Origin of the sequence: Enterobacter sp. S-33, from assembly GCF_028735835.1 — a bacterium.
Classification (GTDB): Bacteria; Pseudomonadota; Gammaproteobacteria; order Enterobacterales; family Enterobacteriaceae; genus Enterobacter; species Enterobacter vonholyi.
Genome location: NZ_CP117838.1, coordinates 390,238 through 414,071, shown reverse-complemented (window position 1 = coordinate 414,071; position 23,834 = coordinate 390,238). Strand labels below are relative to the sequence as shown.

Genomic DNA, 23,834 nt, shown 5'->3' with positions numbered 1-23,834 from the left:
CAGAAGGATCGCTGACGTGCGCCCGATTATCGTTCTACTGATGGCCTGGTGCCTCAGCATGGGGGCGTACGCAGCGACAGCCCCCGACGCCAAACAGATAACCCAGGAACTGGAGCAGGCAAAAGCGGCCAAACCCGCTCAGCCAGAGACCGTCGAGTCGCTCCAGGCTGCCCTGAACGCGCTTGAGGAGCGGAAAGGCTCTCTTGAGCGCGCTCAGCAGTATCAGCAGGTTATCGACAACTTCCCTAAACTCTCGCAGACGCTACGCTCGCAGCTCAATAATTTGCGTGACGAACCGCGCGATGTGCCCGCAGGGATGACCTCCGACGCGCTGAACCAGGAGATCCTCCAGGTCAGCAGCCAGCTTCTGGAAAAGAGCCGCCTTGCTCAGCAGGAGCAGGAGCGCGCGCGCGAAATTGCCGACTCCCTCAGCCAGCTTCCACAGCAGCAAACCGACGCCCGTCGCCAGCTAAATGAAGTTGAGCGCCGCGTGGGTACGCAAAGCGGCAATACGCCACAGGCTCAGGCCCAAAATCTGGGCCTGCAGGCAGAATCGGCTCGCCTGAAGGCCCTTGTCGATGAACTTGAGCTGGCGCAGCTTTCCGCCAATAACCGCCAGGAGCTGTCGCGGTTGCGCTCTGAACTCGCTCAGAAGCAGAGCGAGCAACTGGATGCGTATCTTCAGGCCCTGCGCAATCAGCTCAACAGTCAGCGTCAACGCGAGGCGGAGCGCGCGCTGGAAAGTACCGAACTGCTGGCAGAAAACAGCGATAACTTGCCTGCCGGAATCGTCGAACAGTTTAAGGTCAACCGCGAGCTTTCTGCCGCGCTGAATCAGCAGGCGCAGCGTATGGATCTGGTTGCCTCGCAGCAGCGTCAGGCCACCAATCAAACCCTTCAGGTTCGCCAGGCGCTCAACACCCTGCGCGAGCAGTCCCAGTGGCTCGGGTCATCAAACCTGCTGGGCGAAGCGCTACGTGCCCAGGTCGCGCGCCTGCCGGAAATGCCGAAGCCGCAACAGCTGGATACCGAGATGGCCCAGCTGCGCGTTCAGCGACTGCACTTTGAAGATCTCCTTAATAAACAGCCGCAAATCCGCCAGATCCGTCAGGCTGACGGACAGCCCCTGACCAGCGAGCAAAACCGTATTCTGGAAGCCCAGCTGCGTACCCAGCGTGAACTGCTGAACTCTTTGCTCCAGGGCGGGGATACGCTGATTCTGGAGCTGACCAAGCTAAAAGTCTCCAATAGCCAGCTGGAAGATGCGCTGAAAGAGGTGAACGAGGCGACGCACCGTTATCTCTTCTGGACGTCCGACGTGCGTCCGATGACCTTCTCGTGGCCGATTGAGATCGTCCAGGACCTGCGCCGCCTGATTTCGCTGGACACCTTCAGCCAGCTGGGACAGGCCAGCGTGATGATGTTCACCAGCAAAGAGACCATTTTCCCGCTGCTGGGGGCGTTGATTCTGGTGGGCTTCAGCATTTACTCGCGCAGACATTTCACTCGCTTCCTGGAGCGTTCCAGCTCCAGGGTCGGGAAAGTCACCCAGGATCACTTCTGGCTAACGTTGCGCACCGTATTCTGGTCGATTCTTGTCGCCTCCCCGCTGCCGGTGCTGTGGATGACGCTGGGGTATGGCCTGCGGGAAGCCTGGCCCTATCCGCTCGCGGTCGCGATTGGCGATGGCGTCACCGCCACGGTGCCGCTGCTGTGGGTAGTCATGATTTGCGCCACCTTCGCGCGCCCCAATGGCCTGTTTATCACCCACTTTGGCTGGCCGCGTAATCGCGTTGCGCGCGCCATGCGTTACTACCTGATGAGCATCGGGCTGATTGTGCCGCTGATTATGGCGCTGATCATGTTCGACAATCTCAACGACCGGGAATTCTCAGGCTCGCTGGGCCGTCTCTGCTTTATGCTGATATGCGGGGCGCTGGCCATCGTCACGCTCAGCCTGAAACGCGCGGGTATTCCGCTCTATCTCGATAAATCCGGCAGCGGCGAAAACATGTTCAATCGGCTGCTCTGGAACCTGCTGCTTAGCGCGCCGCTGTTTGCGATGCTGGCGGCCGCGGTGGGCTATCTGGCAACCGCGCAGGCGCTGCTGGCAAGGCTGGAAACCTCGGTGGCCATCTGGTTCCTGCTGCTGGTGGTGTACCACGTGATCCGCCGCTGGATGCTGATCCAGCGGCGCCGTCTGGCCTTTGACCGTGCCAAGCATCGCCGGGCAGAGATCCTCGCCCAGCGCGCGCGAGGTGAGGAAGAGCCAAACCACGTCAACAGTACGGAAGGCACGACGGAAGCGGACGAGGTCGAACTGGATCTGGATGCCATCAGCACCCAGTCCCTGCGCCTGGTTCGTTCCATCCTGATGCTAATTGCCCTCCTGTCGGTCATATTCCTGTGGTCAGAGATACACTCCGCATTTGGTTTCCTGGAGAACATCTCTCTCTGGGACGTGACGTCCACGGTGCAGGGTGTTGAAAGCCTGGAGCCGATCACCTTAGGTGCGGTGCTGATTGCCATTCTGGTGCTGATCATTACCACGCAGCTGGTGCGCAACTTCCCGGCGCTGCTGGAGCTGGCGCTGCTGCAGCATCTGGATTTAACGCCAGGGACGGGTTATGCGATTACAACCATAACCAAATATCTGATCATGCTGTTTGGCGGACTGGTTGGCTTCTCGATGATCGGTATTGAGTGGTCGAAGCTGCAGTGGCTGGTGGCGGCCCTTGGTGTAGGGTTAGGTTTTGGTTTACAGGAGATTTTCGCCAACTTCATCTCTGGCCTGATCATTCTGTTCGAAAAACCGATCCGTATTGGCGATACCGTCACGATCCGCGATCTGACCGGCAGCATCACCAAGATCAACACACGTGCGACAACGATCAGCGACTGGGATCGCAAAGAGATCATTGTACCGAACAAGGCGTTTATTACCGAGCAGTTCATCAACTGGTCGCTGTCAGACTCCGTTACCCGTGTGGTGCTGACGGTACCGGCGCCGTCGGACGCCAACAGCGAAGAGGTCACCCAGATCCTCTACACAGCCGCAGAGCGCTGCTCGCTGGTGATCGATAACCCGGCACCGGAAGTGTTCCTGGTGGATTTACAGCAGGGGATCCAGATTTTCGAGCTGCGTATCTACGCCGCCGAAATGGGCCACCGTATGCCGCTGCGCCATGAGATCCACCAGCTGATTCTGGCAGGCTTCCGCGAGCACGGTATTGATATGCCGTTCCCACCGTTCCAGATGCGTCTGGAAAGCCTGGACGGGCGTAAAACGGGAAGAACGTTGACGTCAGCGGCGCGTACGCGCCCGGCGGGGAGTTTGTAAGATAAGCAGGGCGCCCCTCTCCCACGGGAGAGGGTTAACTGCCGTCAGGCGCGATCTACGGTAAACGCAATCACATCGCCAAGCTGCTCTGCGCCCAGGGCCAGCATCACCAGACGATCCACACCCAGCGCCACGCCGGAGCAATCCGGCAGACCCGCTTTTAAGGCTTCAAGCAAATTAACATCAATAGGCTGCTGCGGCAGACCGCGCGCGGCGCGCTTGCGGTTATCCTGCTCGAAGCGCTGCTGCTGCTCGCGGGCATCAGTCAGTTCGTGGAAGCCGTTCGCCAGTTCGATGCCTTTGTAATAGACCTCAAAACGCTCTGCGACACGATGATCTTCGGTACTGATCTGCGCCAGTGAAGCCTGGCTTGCCGGGAAGTGATAGACAAACGTCGGACGGTCTTTGCCAATCTGCGGTTCTACGCCGAAGGTGAACAGCAGCTGCAGCAGCGTGTCGCGATCATCTTCGGTATCCGCCACGTTGCTCAGATCCAGCTTTGCCGCTACTTCACGCAGCTGGGTTTTATCCGCCGACAGCGGATCGATTTCCAGATGGCGTTGGAAAGCCTGCTGATAGGAGAGCGTTTCGGCTTCTGAACAGTCCAGCACCTGCTGGAGCAGATCGTCCACCTCATTCATCAGGCGGTACATATCATAATGCGGGCGGTACCACTCCAGCATGGTGAATTCCGGGTTGTGGTGACGACCCATCTCTTCATTACGGAAACTGCGGCACAGCTGATACACCGGGCCACATCCCGCTGCCAGCAGGCGTTTCATGTGATATTCCGGGCTGGTCATCAGGTACAAATTCATCCCCTGAGAGTGGCCGGGGCCAACAAAACGGGTTTCAAACGGGATCAGATGAATATCCGTTACCGTTGCCTGACTCATGCACGGCGTTTCCACCTCAAGGACTCCGCGGTCGGCAAAGAAACGGCGGATCTCCGCCATAATTGCAGCGCGTTTTAACAGATTAGGGATGGATGCGCTCGGCTGCCAGGTGGCCGTTTCGCTCATGAGTTGTTCTCCGATTTCAGACAAGGGCACGAAGTCTACTCGTTAGCAGGGGCAGAGACAAATTTTGCGCAGTAAAAAAGCGCATTTCATTTTGGTGAACTTTTTCGTGACGTATTTCATCAATCTTCATGATAAATCGCCGTACAGAACAGCAAAAAAATCGAACACGTCAAATTTCCCTGACATCTACACGGTTATACTGTTTTACCCATAAAGGAGCAGTGGAAACGCTTTCGCAATCGTCCTTTTGGACGGGTGAACTACCTTTAGTTTGTCGCGTTGCGAAATAACAAAAATCTGGAGGAATGTCGTGCAAACTTTTCAGGCCGATCTTGCCGTAATAGGCGCTGGCGGGGCTGGATTACGTGCTGCGATTGCTGCAGCACAAGCTAATCCTAACGCTAAAATCGCATTGATTTCAAAAGTCTATCCAATGCGTAGTCACACTGTGGCAGCAGAAGGAGGATCCGCCGCCGTTGCGCAGGATCATGACAGCTTTGAATACCATTTCCACGACACGGTTGCAGGGGGCGACTGGCTTTGCGAACAGGATGTCGTTGACTACTTTGTGCATCATTGTCCAACGGAAATGACCCAGCTTGAACAGTGGGGATGTCCGTGGAGCCGCCGTCCGGACGGCAGCGTCAACGTTCGCCGCTTTGGCGGAATGAAGATTGAACGAACCTGGTTCGCCGCCGATAAAACCGGCTTCCACATGCTGCACACCCTGTTCCAGACCTCCCTTCAGTTCCCACAAATTCAGCGCTTCGATGAACATTTCGTCCTCGACATTCTGGTTGATGACGGACACGCGCGCGGCCTGGTGGCGATGAATATGATGGAAGGCACGCTTGTCCAGATCCGCGCCAACGCGGTAGTGATGGCGACGGGCGGTGCGGGTCGCGTTTATCGTTATAACACCAACGGCGGCATCGTCACCGGTGACGGCATGGGCATGGCGCTCAGCCATGGCGTACCCCTGCGCGATATGGAGTTCGTCCAGTATCACCCAACCGGCCTGCCAGGCTCCGGCATTCTGATGACGGAAGGCTGCCGCGGTGAGGGCGGTATTCTGGTCAACAAAAACGGCTACCGCTATCTGCAGGATTACGGCATGGGCCCGGAAACCCCGCTCGGCGAGCCGAAGAACAAATACATGGAACTTGGCCCGCGCGACAAAGTCTCTCAGGCCTTCTGGCACGAGTGGCGCAAAGGCAACACTATCTCCACGCCGCGAGGCGACGTCGTTCACCTCGACCTGCGTCATCTGGGCGAGAAGAAGCTGCTGGAACGTCTTCCGTTCATCTGCGAGCTGGCAAAAGCCTACGTTGGCGTCGACCCGGTGAAAGAGCCGATTCCGGTACGTCCAACGGCGCACTACACCATGGGCGGGATCGAAACCGACCAGCAGTGCGAAACCCGAATTAAAGGCCTGTTCGCCGTCGGCGAGTGTTCCTCTGTGGGCCTGCACGGCGCCAACCGTCTTGGGTCTAACTCGCTGGCAGAGCTGGTCGTCTTTGGCCGCATGGCGGGCGAGCGCGCGATGGAGCGGGCGGCTACCGCAGGCGAAGCCAACGGTGCCGCACTGGATGCGCAGGTTGCAGACGTTGAAAAACGCCTGAAAGTTCTGGTGAACCAGGAGGGTAACGAGAACTGGTCTAAGATCCGCGACGAGATGGGCCTGTCGATGGAAGAAGGCTGCGGTATCTACCGTACGCCAGAGCTGATGCAAAAAACCGTCGACAAGCTGGCGGAACTGCAGGAGCGCTTCAAGCGCGTGCGCATCACCGATACCTCCAGCGTATTCAACACCGACCTGCTCTACACTATCGAGCTGGGCCACGGTCTGAACGTAGCGGAATGTATGGCGCACTCTGCGTTGGCGCGTAAAGAGTCACGTGGAGCCCACCAGCGTCTGGACGAAGGCTGCACCGAACGTGACGACGTCAATTTCCTGAAACACACTCTCGCCTGGCGCGATGCGGATGGCACCACACGTCTGGACTACAGCGACGTGAAAATCACCACGCTGCCGCCGGCTAAACGCGTGTACGGTGCAGAAGCAGAAGCCGCCGAGAAGAAGGAGAAGGCGAATGGCTGAGATGCAAAAAATGAAGGTTGAAGTGGTGCGCTACAATCCGGAAGTGGACGCCGCACCGCACAGCGCTTTCTATGAAGTCCCTTATGACGAGCAAACCTCCCTGCTGGATGCGCTCGGCTATATCAAAGACAACCTGGCGCCGGATCTGAGCTACCGCTGGTCCTGCCGCATGGCAATCTGCGGATCCTGCGGCATGATGGTCAACAAGGTGCCGAAGCTGGCCTGTAAGACCTTCCTGCGCGAGTACACCAAAGGCATTAAGGTCGAAGCGCTGGGCAACTTCCCGATTGAACGCGATCTGGTGGTCGATATGACCCACTTTATCGAAAGCCTGGAAGCCATTAAGCCGTACATCATTGGCAACTCGCGCACGCCGGATCAGGGGCCAAACACCCAGACGCCAGCTCAGATGGCGAAATACCATCAGTTCTCTGGATGCATCAACTGCGGCCTCTGCTACGCCGCCTGTCCACAGTTTGGCCTGAACAAGGAGTTCATCGGCCCGGCCGCCATTACCCTGGCGCACCGCTATAACGAGGACAACCGCGATCACGGTAAAAAAGAACGTATGGCGCAGCTCAATAGCCAGAACGGCGTCTGGAGCTGTACCTTTGTGGGCTACTGCTCCGAAGTCTGTCCGAAGCACGTCGACCCGGCCGCCGCTATTCAGCAGGGTAAAGTGGAAAGCTCGAAAGACTTTCTTATCGCTACCCTGAAACCACGCTAAGGAGTGCATGATGACGACTAAACGCAAAGCCTACGTGCGGCCTGTGCCGTCAACCTGGTGGAAAAATCTGCCGTTTTATCGCTTCTACATGCTGCGTGAAGGCACGGCGGTACCGGCGGTCTGGTTCAGCCTTGAGCTGATGTACGGCGTTTTTGCCCTCAAGCATGGCCCGGAAGCCTGGGCCAGCTTCGTCGGTTTCCTGCAAAACCCGATCATTGTTGTGCTGAATCTGATCGTGCTCGCGGCCGCGCTGCTTCATACCAAAACCTGGTTTGAGCTGGCGCCAAAAGCGGCGAACATCATCGTAAAAGACGAGAAAATGGGGCCAGAGCCGGTGATTAAAGGGCTCTGGGCAGTGACGATTCTGGTCACTGTGGTCATTCTGTTTGTCGCACTGTTCTGGTAAGGAGACTACTGTGATCAATCCAAATCCAAAACGTTCTGACGAGCCGGTCTTCTGGGGACTGTTTGGCGCAGGCGGCATGTGGAGTGCCATCATCGCCCCCGTCATCATCCTGCTGGTCGGCATTATGCTGCCGCTGGGGCTGTTCCCGGGAGATGCGCTGAGCTACGAACGCGTACTGGCGTTCGCGAGCAGCTTTATCGGCCGCGTGTTCATCTTCCTGATGATCGTCCTGCCGCTGTGGTGTGGCCTGCACCGTATTCACCATGCGATGCATGACCTGAAAATCCATGTCCCGAGCGGGAAATGGGTGTTCTACGGTCTGGCAACCATCCTGACCGTAGTAACGCTGATTGCCGTGGTCACCCTCTGACGCTTCAGGCCCGCCATCAGGCGGGCCTTCTATTTTTGCATCTTCCCCACCAGCCACTGGGCAAACTCGCGCATTGCGGGCGTTTCTGCCCGTGACTGCAGCCTCGTGAGCCAGTAGCTGCCGAGGTCAATCTGCGTTGCAAATGGCTGCACGATGCGCTCGCTGTTCAGCAGATGGGTGAACATATCGACAGGGGCAATCGCGATGCCCGTACCTGCCTGCGCGGCTTCCAGCATGGTGACGGACGAATCAAATACCATTACCCGGTGCGTCGGTGAAGGCGGGTTTTCTCCCGCGGCCTGCATCCAGGCGGTCCACTCGTCGCGCCGGTAAGAGCGCAGGAGGGTAAACTTCAGGATATCGGAAGGGGTGTGCAACGCGGCAGCAATGTCAGGTGTGCAAAGCGGCGCAAGCGGTGCAGGGCAAAGAAACGTCGCTTCCGTGCCGTGCCAGGCCCCGCCGCCATAACGAATGGCGTAATCAAGTCCTTCAGCCGCCGGATCGACACGGTTGTTATGGGTGGAAAGCTGAAGATCAATATGCGGATAGCAGCGGCGGAAGTCCGCGAGCTGCGAGAATAACACCCCCGTCGCAAATGTCCCGACCACGCCAATTTTGAGCTTCTCCTGCGCGCGCTGGCTGGCAAAGCGATCCAGCATTCCGGCGATACGATCGAACGAGTCATTCAGCACCGGCAGCAAATTCTCGCCTTCGGTAGTCAACATCAGCCCTCGCGAAACGCGAACGAAAAGCTGGCAGTTAAGGTGCTGCTCCAGCGTCTTGACGTGCTGGCTAATCGCGGAATGGGTGACATTCAGCTCAATAGCGGCATGCGTAAAACTGAGGTGCCTGGCGGCTGCTTCAAACGCCCGCAGGGAGTTCAGAGGAAGATAGCTGCGCGTCATGGTCTCGTCCGTTAGAAAAATTAACAGCTCATGCTAAATTTAACCGTTTGTCAGCCATAGTCAAATCCAACAGACTATAGCGGTCTGACGGGCCCGGACACTCCCTTGAACTGCTATTACGGAAGATAACCGATGATGACAAAATCCCTAAGCTGTGCCCTGCTGCTCAGCGTCGCCAGCTCTGCATTCGCCGCACCGATGTCCGAAAAACAGCTGGCTGAGGTGGTGGAACGTACCGTTACGCCGCTGATGAACGCGCAGGCCATTCCGGGTATGGCGGTGGCGGTAATTTATCAGGGTCAGCCACACTACTTTACCTTCGGTAAAGCCGATGTTGCGGCGAACAAACCCGTCACCCCGCAAACCCTGTTTGAGCTGGGCTCTATAAGTAAAACCTTCACCGGCGTACTGGGTGGCGATGCCATTGCTCGCGGTGAAATATCGCTCGGCGATCCGGTGACAAAATACTGGCCTGAACTGACGGGCAAGCAGTGGCAGGGCATTCGCATGCTGGAGCTGGCAACCTATACCGCAGGCGGTCTGCCGTTACAGGTACCGGATGAGGTCACGGATAACGCCTCTCTGCTGCGCTTTTATCAAAACTGGCAGCCGCAGTGGAAGCCGGGCACCACGCGTCTTTACGCCAATGCCAGCATCGGTCTTTTTGGCGCGCTGGCGGTTAAACCTTCCGGCATGAGCTATGAGCAGGCCATGACGACGCGAATCTTTAAGCCGCTCAATCTGAACCATACCTGGATTAACGTTCCGAAAACGGAAGAGGCGCATTACGCCTGGGGATACCGCGACGGTAAAGCGGTCCACGTTTCGCCAGGAATGCTGGATGCAGAAGCCTATGGCGTAAAAACCAACGTGCAGGATATGGCAAGCTGGGTGATGGTCAACATGAAGCCGGACTCGCTTCAGGATAGTTCACTCAGGAAAGGCATTGCCCTGGCGCAGTCTCGCTACTGGCGCGTGGGGGCCATGTATCAAGGGTTAGGTTGGGAAATGCTTAACTGGCCGGTCGATGCCAAAACCGTGGTTGAAGGCAGCGACAATAAGGTGGCGCTGGCACCGCTGCCTGCGAGAGAAGTGAATCCACCGGCACCGCTGGTCAACGCGTCCTGGGTCCATAAAACAGGCTCAACCGGCGGGTTTGGCAGCTACGTGGCATTTATTCCTGAAAAACAGCTCGGCATTGTGATGCTGGCGAATAAAAGCTATCCGAACCCTGCCCGCGTTGAGGCGGCATACCGTATCCTCGACGCGCTGCAGTAAAACATTGCCGGGTGGCGCTGCGCTTACCCGGCGAAACACACCGCACAAAAACCACATTTTCCTTGCCGTCATCTACACTTAACAAAAAACAGTAAGGAAACTCCTATGCGCATTCTGCCTGTTATCGCCGCGGTGACAGCCGCGTTTTTAGTGGTTGCCTGCAGTTCCCCTACCCCACCGCCTGGCGTTACCGTCGTCACGCCTTTTGATGCACAACGCTTCCTTGGAACATGGTATGAAATCGCGCGCCTCGACCATCGGTTTGAGCAGGGCTTAGAGAAGGTCACTGCAAATTACAGCCCGATGGATGATGGCGGTATTCAGGTGATCAACCGGGGCTATAATCCCGATCGGGAGATGTGGCAGCAGTCGATTGGGAAAGCGTACTTCACGGGCGACCCGCGACGGGCCGCGCTAAAAGTCTCTTTCTTTGGCCCGTTTTATGGTGGCTATAACGTGATCGCGCTCGACAGAGAGTACCGTCACGCGCTGGTCTGCGGGCCGGATCGCGACTATCTGTGGATACTTTCCCGCACGCCAACTATTTCGTCAGAAATGAAACAGCAGATGCTGGACGTCGCGACCCGGCAAGGGTTTGATGTGTCAAAACTGATCTGGGTAAAACAACCCCATTAATGGGTGCTGAGCTTAAGCCCAATGATCCCCGCTACAATCAAGGCGAGGCTGGCGATACGCGCCAGACTCGCTGACTCTCCCAGTAGCAGAATGCCGGTGATGGCGGCCCCCACCGCACCAATGCCCGTCCAGACGGCATAAGCCGTTCCCACAGGCAGCGAGCGCATCGCCCAGGATAACAGGACAATACTCACGATCATCGCGGTTACGGTAATAACGCTGGGCGTCAGACGGGTAAATCCATGGGTGTACTTGAGACCAATCGCCCACACCACTTCGAGCAGACCGGCAATAAAAAGAATGATCCAGGACATTTGAGGCTCCTTAACTTAATAGAAGTTGGGGCCGTCCCCGGTGAAAGAAACGCTTACGGGTCGTCCCGTAAGGCAGAGATTACGCCCCATATTTTGGTTAGCGTGCTATTTTTTTTCAATCTTTTTTTGCTGAACACGTTAAGGCAAGAAATAGCCGCAGTATGGCGCGTAGTTCCGGCATTTAGCACTCATCCGACTTCTCTATGATGATGTGCTTTCTGATGGCAGGAAGCCAAACCACTAGCCGACTGCGAATAAAATATGTTCAAAATTCTCTTGATTGACCGTTGTCACTTTACCCGCACGGGGTTTGAAGCATGGCTCAATCATTCCGGTTTGTTCCCGGGACACTACGTTGTGACCGGGCTGAATAATCTGTTCCTTGCCAGGGAGCACATTCTGCAATGGAAACCCACGCTGGTTATCGCCGATTTGTACGGCTTCAGGCAGGATATTCATCATTTTCAGCAGCTCTCATCCTTGCTCAACGCCAGTGAACGCTTACCGTTTATTTTGCTGCAATCGGGAGAGGACAACGGCATGACAGACTGGCTCGGACACTTCCCGGTGTGGTCGTCGCTGTTGAAAAACGCCAGTCTCGAAGAAGTGGCAACGACTATAAATGATGCATTAACCTCGCGCTCATGCGCTGAAAGGCCCACGGCAGCCGCCCCCTTGCTGACCCGGCAGGAAGAGAAAGTGCTGACATTATGGATGGACGGCGCGAGCAATCAAAAGATTGCTGCCCACCTGAGTATCAACGGAAAAACGGTCTATACCTATAAACGTAATATCCGCATGAAATTGCATATGGATACGCGTTTTTCTCCGTTCTTATCCCTGCAGGAATCAAAAAGCTGACGGTACGAAACGGCTGGTCTCGTACCGTGTGTTAATTACTGCTGAGCTTTAGTTGCCGCACCAGAGATTGCGCTACCACCTTCAGAAATATCCTGACCAACGCCACGCGTGGTATTACAGGCTGTTAATACTGAAGAAAGTACCAAGACTGAAAAGATCGCTGCAATTGTCTTCTTAACCATAATATCTTCCTTTTATAGCCAAAGTTGTTTTGTGTATAGCAACTTAAGGATAGACAAGATCCCGCCGGATGACGGAAAAGGAAGCATTTTTAGGAAAATTAGACGAACTTAGCTGGCGGCGTGAGAAATGATATGACCGAGATCCTGGATATCTTGTCCCATTCCACGGGTGGTGTTACAGCCGGAAAGCAATGCACTAGAAAGCGCTAACAGAAGCAGAATTTTAACGGTACGTTTCATCATCCCTGCCTGCAAAAATCAGGCGCAGCGGGCGCTGCGCCTTCAATCATGACGTAAATTACTTCACGCGGGACACGTATTCGCCGGAGCGGGTATCCACTTTGATCACTTCGCCAGTCTGTACGAACAGTGGAACTTTAACCACTGCGCCGGTAGACAGTTTGGCTGGTTTACCGCCGGTACCTGCGGTATCACCTTTCAGACCTGGATCGGTTTCAACGATTTCCAGTTCTACGAAGTTTGGTGGGGTCACAGCGATAGGCTGACCGTTCCACAGGGTTACGATGCACTCAGCCTGGTCCAGCAGCCATTTAGCGCTATCACCTACCGCTTTCTCATCAGCAGACAGCTGTTCGAAAGTGGAGTTGTTCATGAAATGCCAGAACTCGCCATCGTTGTACAGATAGGTCAGGTTCATATCAACAACATCAGCGCCTTCAGCGGAGTCAGTAGACTTGAAGGTTTTCTCAACACGGGTACCGGTCAGCAGACGGCGCAGCTTAACGCGTGCGAATGCCTGGCCTTTACCTGGTTTAACGAATTCGCTGGCTTCAACCGCGTACGGTTCGCCGTCCATCATGATTTTAAGACCAGCACGAAAATCGTTGCTATAGTACGTTGCCATAAGGCCCTCTAAATTTGTTAACTGGTAGCTAAGCCACAAAATGGCGCATATTGTAACCCTAAACACCCCGTCCAGAGAAGATTGGTTATCGCAACTTGCCGATGTAATCACCAGTCCTGATGAATTGCTGCGTCTTTTAGACCTCGATCAGCACCCAGAGTTGCTTGCTGGCCGCGAGGCAAAGCGCCTTTTCGCCCTGCGCGTTCCCCGTGCGTTTGTGGCGCGGATGGAGAAAGGCAACCCCGACGATCCGCTATTAAAACAAACACTTACTTCGCAGGATGAGTTTATCACCGCGCCGGGATACAGCACCGATCCGCTGGAAGAGCAGAACAGCGTGGTGCCTGGTTTACTGCACAAATATCTCAACCGTGCCCTGCTGCTGGTAAAGGGCGGCTGCGCGGTAAATTGTCGTTATTGCTTCCGTCGGCACTTCCCGTATGCCGAAAACCAGGGCAATAAACGCAACTGGCAGGTCGCGCTGGACTATATTGCCGTCCATTCAGAGCTGGATGAGATTATTTTTTCCGGCGGCGATCCGCTGATGGCAAAAGATCACGAGCTGGACTGGCTGCTGACACAGCTGGAAGCCATCCCGCACATCAAACGTCTGCGCATTCATAGCCGTTTGCCGATTGTTATTCCGGCACGTATCACGGACAGACTGGTGGCACGCCTTGAGCAGTCTCGCCTGCAGGTGCTGCTGGTGAACCATATCAACCACGGGAACGAAATTGACGATGATTTTCGCGCGGCGATGGCGCGTCTGCGTAAAGCGGGCGTAACGCTGCTGAACCAGAGCGTGCTGCTGCGCGGCGTGAATGACAGCGCCCGCGTGCTGGCTGACCTGAGTAATGCCCTGTTTGATGCGGGCGTGATGCCCTATTACCTGCACGTGCTGGATCGCGTTCAGGGCGCGGCCCATTTCATGGTGACGGATGAAGAAGCCCGGCAGATTATGCGCGAACTGTTAACGCTGGTTTCAGGCTATATGGTGCCGAAGCTGGCACGCGAGATTGGCGGAGAGCCGAGCAAGACGCCGCTAGACTTGCAGCTGCGGCAGCACTAGTTTCCCCTCACCCTAACCCTCTCCCACAGGGAGAGGGAAAAAGGCAATCAGTTCGGGCACTTGTAGACCTGGCCGTTCATCTGGCTGGCGGTCGGCACGAAGCTGGACAGCATACTTTGCGTTGGGCTGCTCACGCCGTAAATGACGTTACCGCCCATTGCCGCAGCCTGGTTACGCAGGGCATTCGCCGCACCGCGCATCGAGCCACCTTCTTCGCCATGCTGACCTGACATCCAGTTGCTTTGCTCACCGGTTGCCGTGCCTAACAGCTGGCATTCACTGCCAGGCTTATCTTCCACAAAGCGAACGCCCTGGCCCGCTGCCGACAGCTCATTGCTGGAGCTACAACCCGCCAGCAGCAATGCTGCCCCTACAATCCCTGCACAGACTTTTACGCGCATGTTATTCCTCGTTTTCAATAAGCTGGACAGTAGTTGTCCGTGTGTAAATCTTATACCTAAAAGATGACCAAAAGAAAAACCCCCGAGCATTTCTGCTCGGGGGTTTTTCACATTCTACGACGTAGAGCGCACGATTACATCATGCCGCCCATACCGCCCATGCCGCCCATACCAGCAGCACCTAAGTCAGGCGCATCGCCTTTAGGCAGGTCGGTCACCATGCACTCGGTGGTAATCATCAGACCAGCAACAGAGGCCGCGTACTGCAGAGCAGAACGGGTCACTTTAGTTGGATCCAGGATACCGAAGTCGATCATGTTACCGTATTCTTCAGTTGCTGCGTTGTAACCGTAGTTACCTTCGCCCGCTTTCACGTTGTTCGCAACCACAGATGGCTCTTCACCGGCGTTAGAAACGATCTGACGCAGAGGGGCTTCCATTGCGCGCAGCGCAACTTTGATACCCACGTTCTGGTCTTCGTTCTGAGCGGTCAGGCCAGCCAGTTTAGCGGCAACACGCACCAGCGCGACACCACCACCAGCAACCACGCCTTCTTCTACCGCAGCACGGGTCGCGTGCAGAGCATCGTCAACGCGTGCTTTTTTCTCTTTCATTTCAACTTCGGTAGCAGCGCCGACTTTGATTACCGCAACGCCGCCTGCCAGTTTCGCTACGCGCTCCTGCAGTTTTTCACGGTCGTAATCAGAAGTCGCTTCTTCGATCTGCTTACGGATCTGACCAACGCGGCCCTGAATAGCGGCTTCTTCACCCACACCGTCGATGATGGTGGTGGTGTCTTTGTTGATCACAACGCGTTTCGCCTGGCCCAGGTCTTCCAGGGTCGCTTTTTCCAGCTCCATACCGATCTCTTCAGAGATCACGGTACCGCCAGTCAGGGTAGCGATATCCTGCAGCATCGCTTTACGGCGATCGCCGAAGCCAGGTGCTTTAACCGCAGCCACTTTCACGATGCCGCGCATGGTGTTAACCACCAGGGTCGCCAGCGCTTCGCCTTCAACGTCTTCAGCGATGATAACCAGAGGCTTGCCTGCTTTCGCAACGGCTTCCAGTACTGGCAGCATTTCGCGGATGTTGGAGATTTTCTTATCAGCCAGCAGGATGAACGGGCTTTCCAGCTCAACAGCGCCAGTTTCTGGCTTGTTGATGAAGTATGGGGACAGGTAACCGCGGTCGAACTGCATACCTTCTACCACGTCCAGTTCGTCTTCCAGACCGGTACCGTCTTCAACGGTGATTACGCCTTCTTTACCGACTTTGTCCATCGCTTCAGCGATCAGTTTACCTACGGTTTCGTCGGAGTTAGCGGAGATAGTACCAACCTGAGCAATGGCTTTAGAGTCAGAGCACGGTACGGACAGCGCTTTCAGTTCTTCAACAGCGGAGGCGACAGCTTTGTCGATACCACGTTTCAGATCCATTGGGTTCATGCCCGCAGCAACGGCTTTCAGACCTTCGGTGATGATCGCCTGCGCCAGAACGGTCGCGGTGGTGGTACCGTCGCCTGCAGCGTCGTTCGCTTTAGAGGCAACTTCTTTCACCATCTGCGCACCCATGTTTTCGAACTTGTCTTCCAGCTCGATTTCACGTGCTACAGAAACACCATCTTTGGTGATGGTTGGCGCGCCGAAGGATTTATCCAGCACTACGTTGCGGCCTTTCGGGCCCAGGGTCACTTTAACTGCATCTGCCAGTACGTTTACGCCGCGGAGCATTTTTACACGAGCGTCGTTACCGAATTTTACGTCTTTAGCTGCCATGTTCTTATTTCCTCAAATTCTCGTGCGTAAATTACGCTTCAACAATTGCCAGAATGTCGCTCTCGGACATGATCAACACTTCTTCATTGTCGATCTTCTCGGATTTCACGCCGTAGCCATCGTTGAAAATTACGATGTCACCAACTTTAACGTCCAGCGGCTGCACAGTTCCGTTTTCCAGGATGCGGCCCTTACCGACAGCGATGATTTCGCCACGCGTTGATTTGGCTGCTGCAGAACCGGTCAGAACGATGCCGCCAGCAGACTTGGTTTCAACTTCTTTACGTTTGACGATCACACGATCATGTAACGGACGAATACTCATTGATAGCTCTCCTTTGAGAAAGTCATTATCAGTTATGGATGACGCCGGCCCGCATGCGGTTTTCCGACTAGTGCCCTGAGAGATGGGGATAGCTTTTTACCCCTTCAAGGGGGAGTTGAAAAAAAAATTTGCGAAAGTGTTACCATCGCCTCTCTTTTGCTACTGGCAGGGCGATGTCAATGAGTGGACTCAAGCAGGAGTTGGGACTGGCGCAGGGCGTCGGACTGCTCTCAACCTCCTTGTTAGGTACAGGCGTGTTTGCCGTACCCGCACTGGCGGCGCTGGTGGCTGGAAATAACAGCCTGTGGGCGTGGCCGGCGCTGATTGTATTGGTTTTCCCGATAGCCATTGTGTTTGCCATCCTGGGGCGGCATTTCCCCAGCGCGGGCGGCGTGGCGCACTTTGTCGGACTGGCCTTTGGCCCGCGGCTGCAGCGTGTAACCGGCTGGCTGTTTCTCTCCGTCATTCCGGTTGGCCTTCCTGCGGCGTTGCATATTGCGACCGGATTTGGTCAGGCGCTGTTTGGCTGGCATAACGAGCAGTTATTGCTGGCCGAGCTGGGTACGCTGGCAATCGTCTGGTGGGTGGGCTCTCGCGGCGCCAGCTCGAGCGCCAACCTGCAGACGCTGGTTGCGGTGCTGATTGTCGCGCTCGTTGTCGCTATCTGGTGGGCGGGCGATATCACCATCAAGGAAATTCCCTTCCCTGCGCTGACAGACGTCGACCATTCACAGCTTTTCGCCGCGCTCTCCGTCATGTTCTGGTGTTTTGTCGGCCTGGAAGCCTTTGCCCATCTGGCGTCTGAATTTAAGCAGCCTGAACGTGATTTCCCCCACGCCCTGATGATAGGCCTGCTGCTGGCTGGCACGGTCTATTGGGCGTGTACCGTGCTGGTCTTACACTTCCACGCGTTCGGAGCGGATCTCGCCGCCGCGGCATCGCTGCCGGGTATCGTGGTTGATCTGTTTGGTGTGAAGGCACTGTGGATAGCCTGCGTCATCGGCTATCTGGCCTGTTTTGCCAGCCTCAACATTTATATCCAGAGCTTTGCCCGTCTGGTATGGTCGCAGGCGCTCTACAAACCCGAGAATCGTCTCGCGCGCCTGTCTAAACGCCAGCTTCCGCTGAATGCCCTGAATGCCGTACTGGGCTGCTGCGTGGTGAGCACGCTCTGTATTTACGCACTGAAGATTAATCTGGACGCGCTCATCGTCTACGCCAACGGCATTTTCATCATGATCTACCTGTTGTGCATGCTGGCGGGATGCCGTTTGCTAAAAGGTCGCTATAAAGCTCTGGCGGTCGTCGGGGGTGTGCTCTGCCTGCTGCTGCTGGCGATGGTGGGCTGGAAGAGTTTGTACGCAATTGTCATGCTGGCAGGGCTGTGGGTGTTTTTGCCGAGGCGCGGTGCGCTCCCGGAGGCCCGGTAAGCGAAGCGCCACCGGGCAAAAACATTACCGATCGTCTTTATGGTCTAAACGGTCGTGCTGTTCATCCTTACGCTGATACTCCCCTTCGAAGGTATCGCCCGGTCCGGTGCTAAATCCGCCCCCCGGCATTCGGCTAAAGCGCAGATGCGGCAGCAGCTTCATGGTCAGGTGTTTTTGCACCGGCGGCAGAAGCAGCAGAAGGCCGAGGAAGTCGGTAAAGAACCCCGGCAGGATCAGCAGCAGCCCCGCAATAATCAATGACACGCTTTTGATCATCTCTTCCGCGGGGCTTTCCCCTGCGGCCATCTTCTGCTGCATTATCAGGAAATTTTTGAAACCTTGGTTACGCACCAGCGACATGCCGATGACGGAGGTGAAAATCACGAGAATCAGCGTCAGCAGGACGCCCAACACATGGGCAACCTGGATAAAAATGGAAATCTCAATGTAAACATAGAGGAAGAAAGCAATAAACGGTATCCAGCGCACTGGCATCTCCTGTATGGCAAGGGCCATCGGCCCCTGTCTGAATGTGTTCGCGACGCGCGTTTGTATGAGATGGTGACGGTTAGCGAAAATTCAATCAGTTTGCACGGATATTTTTTTTGGAAATTTTAAAGCGGTGACCCATTTCACAGATTAATAATTATCATGGAATCGGCTCGATAATAAGTGATCCAGCTTACGGCAATTCGCTATCATCAGCATATGATCTCGAGCATCTGGCTGATTGAGGGAATAATCGTCGGCCAGAAAATATTCAAAACCACATAAATACTGTGTGTTTAGTACAATCCATCGGCAGCTTGAAAAGAAGGTTCACATGTTAAACAACATTCGTATCGAAGAAGACTTGTTGGGTACCAGGGAAGTTCCAGCGGATGCCTACTACGGTGTCCACACTCTGAGAGCGATTGAAAACTTCTACATCAGCAACAGCAAAATCAGCGACATCCCTGAGTTTGTCCGTGGCATGGTGATGGTGAAGAAAGCCGCAGCACTGGCCAACAAAGAGCTGCAAACCATTCCTAAAAGCGCGGCAAATGCGATTATCGCAGCCTGCGATGAAGTGCTGAACAACGGCAAATGCATGGACCAGTTCCCGGTTGACGTCTATCAGGGCGGCGCGGGCACCTCCGTCAACATGAATACTAACGAAGTACTGGCAAACATTGGCCTGGAGCTGATGGGTCACCAGAAAGGTGAATACCAGTACCTGAACCCGAACGACCACGTTAACAAATGCCAGTCCACCAACGACGCCTACCCAACCGGCTTCCGTATTGCGGTGTATGCCTCCGTGGTGAAACTGGTGGATGCAATCAACCAACTGGGTGATGGCTTCCAGCGTAAAGCGGTTGAGTTCCAGGACATTCTGAAAATGGGTCGTACCCAGCTGCAGGATGCGGTGCCGATGACCCTCGGCCAGGAATTCCACGCGTTTAACGTACTGCTGAACGAAGAGACCAAAAACCTGCTGCGCACCTCCGAGCTGCTTCTGGAAGTGAACCTGGGCGCCACCGCCATCGGTACGCGTCTGAACACCCCGGATGGCTATCAGCAGCTGGCGGTACAGAAACTGGCTGAAGTGTCTAACCTGCCGGTTGTGCCTGCAGAAGACCTGATTGAAGCCACCTCCGACTGCGGCGCCTACGTCATGGTACACAGCGCGCTGAAACGTCTGGCAGTGAAACTGTCCAAAATCTGTAACGACCTGCGCCTGCTCTCTTCCGGTCCGCGCGCTGGCCTGAATGAAATCAACCTGCCAGAGCTGCAGGCCGGTTCATCCATCATGCCGGCCAAGGTGAACCCGGTGGTGCCAGAAGTGGTGAACCAGGTTTGCTTCAAAGTCATCGGTAACGATACGACCGTGACCATGGCCTCTGAAGCGGGTCAGCTGCAGCTGAACGTGATGGAGCCGGTGATTGGCCAGGCGATGTTTGAATCTATCCACATCCTGACGAACGCCTGCTACAACCTGCTGGAAAAATGCATTAACGGCATCACAGCGAATAAAGAAGTCTGTGAAGGTTATGTCTACAACTCCATCGGGATCGTCACCTACCTCAACCCGTTCATCGGTCACCACAACGGCGACATCGTCGGTAAGATTTGTGCCGAAACCGGTAAGAGTGTACGTGAAGTAGTACTGGAGCGCGGGCTGTTGACCGAAGCCGAGCTGGACGATATCTTCTCGGCCCAAAACCTGATGCACCCGGCATATAAAGCGAAACGATATACCGATGAAAGCGAACAGTAACCGTTCAGGCTAGGCTTCTTAAGGCACGTCACTTGTGACGTGCCTTTTTTCTTTTTAGGCGTTACCAAAATACAACAATTCAATATCAACTTGTTAATAAGCAAGGCAGGTCCTTATGTTTGGAGCAGAACTCGTCATCGTCTTGTTGGCGATTTATTTGGGAGCACGACTCGGGGGTATCGGCATCGGTTTTGCCGGCGGTCTTGGAGTGCTCGTTCTTACCCTTATCTTTCAGATTAAACCCGGCGCTATACCGTTCGACGTTATCGAAATCATCATGGCTGTTATTGCCGCTATTGCCGCCATGCAGGTGGCAGGCGGTATGGACTACCTGGTAAGCCTGGCGGAGCGTATGCTACGCCGCCATCCAAAATACATTACCTTCCTTGCTCCGCTGGTGACATGGTTTATGACCATTCTCGCCGGTACTGGCCACACCGCTTTCTCCACGTTACCGGTGATTACCGAAGTGGCGAAAGAACAGGGTATCCGTCCGTCGCGTCCGCTCTCCATTGCGGTCGTCGCGTCCCAGATCGCCATTACCGCCTCACCGATTTCCGCAGCGGTGGTCTTCTTCGCCGGTATCCTTGAGCCGATGGGCGTGAGCTACCTGACGCTGCTGGCGATCTGTATCCCGGTGACGCTGATCGCGGTGATGATTACCGCCGTGCTGTGTAACTTCCTCGGCGCTGAACTGAAAGACGATCCGGTTTATCAGGAGCGTCTTGCAAAAGGTGAAGTGAGCCTGCGCGGCAGTCAGGTCTTCGAACTGAAGCCACACGCGAAACGCTCCGTGCTGCTGTTCCTGATTGGTATCGTTGCCGTCATGTTCTACGCGACCGCCATCAGCGATACCGTAGGTCTGATCCAGAACCCGGTTCTGCCGCGTAACGAAGCGATTGTCGTGTTTATGCTGACCATCGCCACGCTGATTAGCATCACCTGTAAAATTGATACCAGCGAAGTGCTGAACGCCAGCACCTTTAAATCCGGTATGAGCGCCTGCGTGTGCGTGCTGGGTGTGGCGTGGCTCGGTGATACTTTCGTTAAAGCGCACATCAGCGACATTCAGACCGTGGCCGGGGACCTGCTGCACAACTATCCATGGCTGCTGGCGGTCGTGCTGTTCTTTGCTGCGACCCTGCTTTACTCTCAGGCCGCGACCACCAAAGCGCTGATGCCTGCGGCACTGATGCTGGGCGTAACGCCGTTGACCGCCATCGCCTCGTTTGCTGCTGTCTCCGCCCTGTTCGTGCTGCCTACCTACCCAACTCTGCTGGCGGCGGTAGAGATGGATGACACCGGCTCAACCCGTATCGGTAAGTATGTGTTTAACCATGCGTTCCTGATCCCGGGCGTGGTCGCCATTTCACTTTGCGTGATCCTCGGCTTTATCATCGGTGGCGTGGTGCTGTAAACCGCTCCCGGTTGTAAAAATAGTTAAAATCGGGCCGCTCTGCGGCCCGTTTCATTAATGACCAACCGCCTTGCGTGATATAGTTAAACCTTTCGTGATGAGGAGGTCGACTTGTGAACACGCCTGATGCTGTTGTCGTACTTTGTACCGCCCCTGATGAAGCCTCTGCCCAGGATCTCGCCGCCAAAGTGCTGGCCGAAAAACTGGCAGCCTGCGTTACGCTCCTCCCCGGTGCCACCTCTCTTTACTATTGGGAAGGTAAGCTGGAGCAAGAGTACGAGGTCCAGATGTTGCTCAAAACCAATCTGGCAAATCAGCAGGCACTCCTGGACTGCCTCAAATCTCATCATCCTTACCAAACCCCGGAGCTGCTGGTGGTGCCAGTGGTTCATGGCGATAACGACTATCTCTCATGGCTCAACGCTTCCTTACGCTGATTCTGCTGCTGTGCAGCACATCAGTATTTGCCGGGTTATTTGACGCGCCCGGCCGTTCGAACTTCATCCCTGCCGACCAGGCGTTTGTTTTCGATTTTCAGCAAAACCAGCATGACCTTACGCTCAACTGGCAGGTGAAAGAGGGCTATTACCTCTATCGCAAGCAGGTGAGCATTACGCCTGCTCAGGCCAGCGTGGGCGCATTACAGATGCCCGCTGGCGAGTGGCATGAAGATGAGTTTTACGGCAAAAGCGAGATCTATCGCCAGCGCCTGAACGTGCCTGTTACGGTGAATCAGGCGGATAAAGGCGCGACGCTGACGGTGACCTATCAGGGGTGCGCGGATGCCGGATTCTGCTATCCGCCGGAAACGAAGGTTGTTCCGCTCAGCGAAGTGAAAGCGGCTGCTGCCGTTTCCCCTCTCCCCTCGGACGAGAAGAGCGAAGACCGCGTAGACCTTCCATTCTCGGCGCTCTGGGCCTTCCTGATTGGGATTGGCATTGCCTTTACACCCTGCGTGCTGCCCATGTATCCGCTCATCTCTGGCATCGTGCTGGGCGGCAAACAGCGCCTTTCCACAGCCCGCGCGCTGCTGCTGGCCTTAATTTACGTGCAGGGTATGGCATTGACCTACACGGCCCTTGGACTTGTGGTTGCCGCTGCCGGGTTACAGTTCCAGGCCGCACTGCAGCATCCTTATGTGCTGATTGGCCTGTCGGCGATATTTATCCTGCTGGCGCTGTCGATGTTTGGCCTGTTCACGCTGCAGTTGCCCTCCTCGCTGCAAACCCGCTTAACGCTGATGAGTAATCGCCAGCAGGGTGGTTCGGCAGGCGGCGTGTTCGCAATGGGTGCCATTGCCGGGCTGATTTGTTCCCCTTGCACCACCGCGCCGCTTAGCGCCATCCTGCTCTATATCGCCCAGAGCGGAAACATGTGGCTCGGCGGCGGAACGTTGTACCTGTATGCCCTGGGCATGGGTCTGCCGCTGATTCTGGTCACGGTTTTCGGCAATCGACTGCTGCCGAAGAGCGGCCCGTGGATGGAAACGGTGAAAACCGCATTTGGCTTTGTCATTCTGGCGCTGCCGGTGTTCCTGCTGGAGCGTATCATCGGTGACGTCTGGGGTATGCGCCTGTGGGCAATGCTCGGGGTAGCGTTCTTTACCTGGGCGTTTATCGTCAGCCTGGGGGCGAAAAAAGCGTGGATGCGTCTGGTACAAATCCTGCTGCTGGCTGCCGCGCTGGTAAGCGTGCGTCCTCTTCAGGACTGGGCGTTCGGCTCGCCGGTCGGCCAGACGCAGGCGCATTTGAACTTCATCCAGATTAAGAACGTTGATGAGCTCAGCAGCGCGCTCGTACAGGCAAAAGGCAAACCGGTGATGCTCGATCTCTATGCCGACTGGTGCGTCGCCTGCAAAGAGTTTGAAAAATACACTTTTAGCGATCCACAGGTGCAAAATGCCCTGAAAGAGACTGTTCTGCTCCAGGCAAACGTGACAGCCAACAAAGCACAGGATAAGGCTCTGCTGAAGCAGCTTAACGTCCTCGGACTGCCAACCATTCTTTTCTTCAATCAACAGGGCCTGGAGCAGCCAGAAAAGCGTGTAACCGGGTTTATGGATGCAGCGGCATTTAGGGCGCATTTGCGCAATCGCCAACCGTAAACAACACTTTAAACGGGACAAACCGTTGGGAATAGCGGAGGAG

Annotated in this window: 24 protein-coding genes; 14 read left to right on the top strand and 10 right to left on the bottom strand. The window is 55.5% G+C overall.

Annotated elements, in window-relative coordinates; all coding sequences use genetic code 11:
* Positions 1 to 16 precede the first annotated feature (16 nt).
* Positions 17 to 3,340, top strand: coding sequence for a miniconductance mechanosensitive channel MscM (gene mscM / locus PUP35_RS01925; RefSeq protein WP_274241826.1), 3,324 nt, complete (start codon positions 17 to 19; stop codon positions 3,338 to 3,340).
* Positions 3,341 to 3,384: 44 nt separating this feature from the next.
* Here mscM and epmA read toward each other — a convergent pair whose 3' ends face one another.
* The gene (gene epmA, locus PUP35_RS01920) at positions 3,385 to 4,362 is read right to left on the bottom strand and encodes an elongation factor P--(R)-beta-lysine ligase (protein WP_127729343.1); all 978 of its coding nucleotides are present in this window, start codon (positions 4,360 to 4,362) and stop codon (positions 3,385 to 3,387) included.
* 310 nt (positions 4,363 to 4,672) lie between these two features.
* Between epmA and frdA the strand changes: the two genes are divergently transcribed.
* Genes frdA through frdD form a run of 4 tightly spaced genes read left to right on the top strand, consistent with a single transcriptional unit; the run spans position 4,673 to position 7,966 of the window.
* Positions 4,673 to 6,463, top strand: a complete 1,791-nt coding sequence (frdA, locus tag PUP35_RS01915) for a fumarate reductase (quinol) flavoprotein subunit (RefSeq protein WP_274241825.1) — start codon at positions 4,673 to 4,675, stop codon at positions 6,461 to 6,463.
* Positions 6,456 to 7,190, top strand: coding sequence for a succinate dehydrogenase/fumarate reductase iron-sulfur subunit (locus PUP35_RS01910; RefSeq protein WP_274241824.1), 735 nt, complete (start codon positions 6,456 to 6,458; stop codon positions 7,188 to 7,190). Before frdA ends, PUP35_RS01910 begins: the two co-directional genes overlap by 8 nt.
* A 10-nt stretch (positions 7,191 to 7,200) precedes the next feature.
* A complete protein-coding gene (frdC, locus tag PUP35_RS01905) occupies positions 7,201 to 7,596 on the top strand; it encodes a fumarate reductase subunit FrdC (protein ID WP_111965403.1) in 396 nt (131 codons plus the stop codon).
* Between the two features lie 10 nt (positions 7,597 to 7,606).
* Positions 7,607 to 7,966 (top strand): fumarate reductase subunit FrdD, encoded by a 360-nt coding sequence (gene frdD, locus PUP35_RS01900; RefSeq protein WP_032662398.1) that lies wholly within the window; start codon positions 7,607 to 7,609, stop codon positions 7,964 to 7,966.
* Positions 7,967 to 7,995: 29 nt separating this feature from the next.
* Here the strand turns inward: frdD and ampR are convergent, their stop codons facing one another.
* Positions 7,996 to 8,871 carry a LysR family transcriptional regulator AmpR gene (gene ampR / locus PUP35_RS01895; protein WP_271369029.1) on the bottom strand — a complete coding sequence of 292 codons (876 nt, stop codon included), beginning with the start codon at positions 8,869 to 8,871 and terminating at the stop codon, positions 7,996 to 7,998.
* A 132-nt stretch (positions 8,872 to 9,003) separates the two neighbouring features.
* Here ampR and blaACT point away from each other — a divergent pair, with 132 nt between their 5' ends.
* Positions 9,004 to 10,149, top strand: a complete 1,146-nt coding sequence (blaACT, locus tag PUP35_RS01890; protein ID WP_274241823.1) for an ACT family cephalosporin-hydrolyzing class C beta-lactamase — start codon at positions 9,004 to 9,006, stop codon at positions 10,147 to 10,149.
* A gap of 105 nt (positions 10,150 to 10,254) precedes the next feature.
* Positions 10,255 to 10,785, top strand: a complete 531-nt coding sequence (locus tag PUP35_RS01885; RefSeq protein ID WP_045888999.1) for a lipocalin family protein — start codon at positions 10,255 to 10,257, stop codon at positions 10,783 to 10,785.
* On the opposite strand, the gene sugE is transcribed toward PUP35_RS01885, so the two are convergent.
* On the bottom strand, positions 10,782 to 11,099 hold the full coding sequence (gene sugE, locus PUP35_RS01880) for a quaternary ammonium compound efflux SMR transporter SugE (protein WP_006178944.1): 318 nt from the start codon (positions 11,097 to 11,099) through the stop codon (positions 10,782 to 10,784). The two genes, PUP35_RS01885 and sugE, sit on opposite strands and share 4 nt — an antisense overlap.
* Before the next feature lie 261 nt (positions 11,100 to 11,360).
* On the opposite strand from sugE, the gene PUP35_RS01875 reads away from it, so the two are divergent.
* Complete coding sequence (locus tag PUP35_RS01875; RefSeq protein WP_115876639.1) at positions 11,361 to 11,960, top strand: helix-turn-helix transcriptional regulator; 600 nt, start codon at positions 11,361 to 11,363, stop codon at positions 11,958 to 11,960.
* Between the two features lie 35 nt (positions 11,961 to 11,995).
* Here PUP35_RS01875 and ecnB read toward each other — a convergent pair whose 3' ends face one another.
* From ecnB to efp, 3 genes are all read right to left on the bottom strand, one after another.
* Complete coding sequence (ecnB, locus tag PUP35_RS01870; protein WP_003025482.1) at positions 11,996 to 12,142, bottom strand: lipoprotein toxin entericidin B; 147 nt, start codon at positions 12,140 to 12,142, stop codon at positions 11,996 to 11,998.
* A 108-nt stretch (positions 12,143 to 12,250) separates the two neighbouring features.
* Positions 12,251 to 12,382, bottom strand: a complete 132-nt coding sequence (locus PUP35_RS01865) for an entericidin A/B family lipoprotein (protein WP_024907352.1) — start codon at positions 12,380 to 12,382, stop codon at positions 12,251 to 12,253.
* Positions 12,383 to 12,440: 58 nt separating this feature from the next.
* Entirely contained in the window at positions 12,441 to 13,007 is a 567-nt protein-coding gene (gene efp / locus PUP35_RS01860) for an elongation factor P (RefSeq protein WP_008502940.1), read from the bottom strand.
* A gap of 40 nt (positions 13,008 to 13,047) precedes the next feature.
* Here efp and epmB point away from each other — a divergent pair, with 40 nt between their 5' ends.
* Positions 13,048 to 14,076, top strand: coding sequence for an EF-P beta-lysylation protein EpmB (epmB, locus tag PUP35_RS01855; RefSeq protein ID WP_271369032.1), 1,029 nt, complete (start codon positions 13,048 to 13,050; stop codon positions 14,074 to 14,076).
* A gap of 47 nt (positions 14,077 to 14,123) precedes the next feature.
* Here epmB and PUP35_RS01850 read toward each other — a convergent pair whose 3' ends face one another.
* The 3 genes from PUP35_RS01850 to PUP35_RS01840 form a co-directional block, all read right to left on the bottom strand.
* On the bottom strand, positions 14,124 to 14,477 hold the full coding sequence (locus tag PUP35_RS01850) for a DUF4156 domain-containing protein (RefSeq protein ID WP_023310115.1): 354 nt from the start codon (positions 14,475 to 14,477) through the stop codon (positions 14,124 to 14,126).
* Between the two features lie 134 nt (positions 14,478 to 14,611).
* Positions 14,612 to 16,255: a chaperonin GroEL gene (groL, locus tag PUP35_RS01845; RefSeq protein WP_023310114.1), complete on the bottom strand. Its 1,644-nt coding sequence runs from the start codon at positions 16,253 to 16,255 to the stop codon at positions 14,612 to 14,614.
* A 31-nt stretch (positions 16,256 to 16,286) separates the two neighbouring features.
* Positions 16,287 to 16,580 carry a co-chaperone GroES gene (locus tag PUP35_RS01840; RefSeq protein WP_003855929.1) on the bottom strand — a complete coding sequence of 98 codons (294 nt, stop codon included), beginning with the start codon at positions 16,578 to 16,580 and terminating at the stop codon, positions 16,287 to 16,289.
* Positions 16,581 to 16,759: 179 nt separating this feature from the next.
* On the opposite strand from PUP35_RS01840, the gene yjeH reads away from it, so the two are divergent.
* Positions 16,760 to 18,010 (top strand): L-methionine/branched-chain amino acid transporter, encoded by a 1,251-nt coding sequence (gene yjeH, locus PUP35_RS01835; RefSeq protein WP_274241822.1) that lies wholly within the window; start codon positions 16,760 to 16,762, stop codon positions 18,008 to 18,010.
* A gap of 24 nt (positions 18,011 to 18,034) precedes the next feature.
* Here yjeH and PUP35_RS01830 read toward each other — a convergent pair whose 3' ends face one another.
* Positions 18,035 to 18,499: an FxsA family protein gene (locus PUP35_RS01830; RefSeq protein WP_023616652.1), complete on the bottom strand. Its 465-nt coding sequence runs from the start codon at positions 18,497 to 18,499 to the stop codon at positions 18,035 to 18,037.
* A gap of 334 nt (positions 18,500 to 18,833) precedes the next feature.
* On the opposite strand from PUP35_RS01830, the gene aspA reads away from it, so the two are divergent.
* The 4 genes from aspA to PUP35_RS01810 all read left to right on the top strand — a co-directional run bounded on the left by aspA (position 18,834) and on the right by PUP35_RS01810 (position 23,791).
* Positions 18,834 to 20,270 (top strand): aspartate ammonia-lyase, encoded by a 1,437-nt coding sequence (gene aspA, locus PUP35_RS01825; RefSeq protein WP_003855923.1) that lies wholly within the window; start codon positions 18,834 to 18,836, stop codon positions 20,268 to 20,270.
* A gap of 115 nt (positions 20,271 to 20,385) precedes the next feature.
* A complete protein-coding gene (locus PUP35_RS01820; RefSeq protein ID WP_024907357.1) occupies positions 20,386 to 21,687 on the top strand; it encodes an anaerobic C4-dicarboxylate transporter in 1,302 nt (433 codons plus the stop codon).
* A gap of 113 nt (positions 21,688 to 21,800) precedes the next feature.
* The gene (gene cutA / locus PUP35_RS01815; protein WP_111965412.1) at positions 21,801 to 22,124 is read left to right on the top strand and encodes a divalent cation tolerance protein CutA; all 324 of its coding nucleotides are present in this window, start codon (positions 21,801 to 21,803) and stop codon (positions 22,122 to 22,124) included.
* Complete coding sequence (locus PUP35_RS01810; RefSeq protein WP_274241820.1) at positions 22,100 to 23,791, top strand: protein-disulfide reductase DsbD; 1,692 nt, start codon at positions 22,100 to 22,102, stop codon at positions 23,789 to 23,791. The genes cutA and PUP35_RS01810 overlap by 25 nt, the downstream gene beginning before the upstream one ends.
* The last annotated feature ends 43 nt before the right edge of the window (positions 23,792 to 23,834 follow it).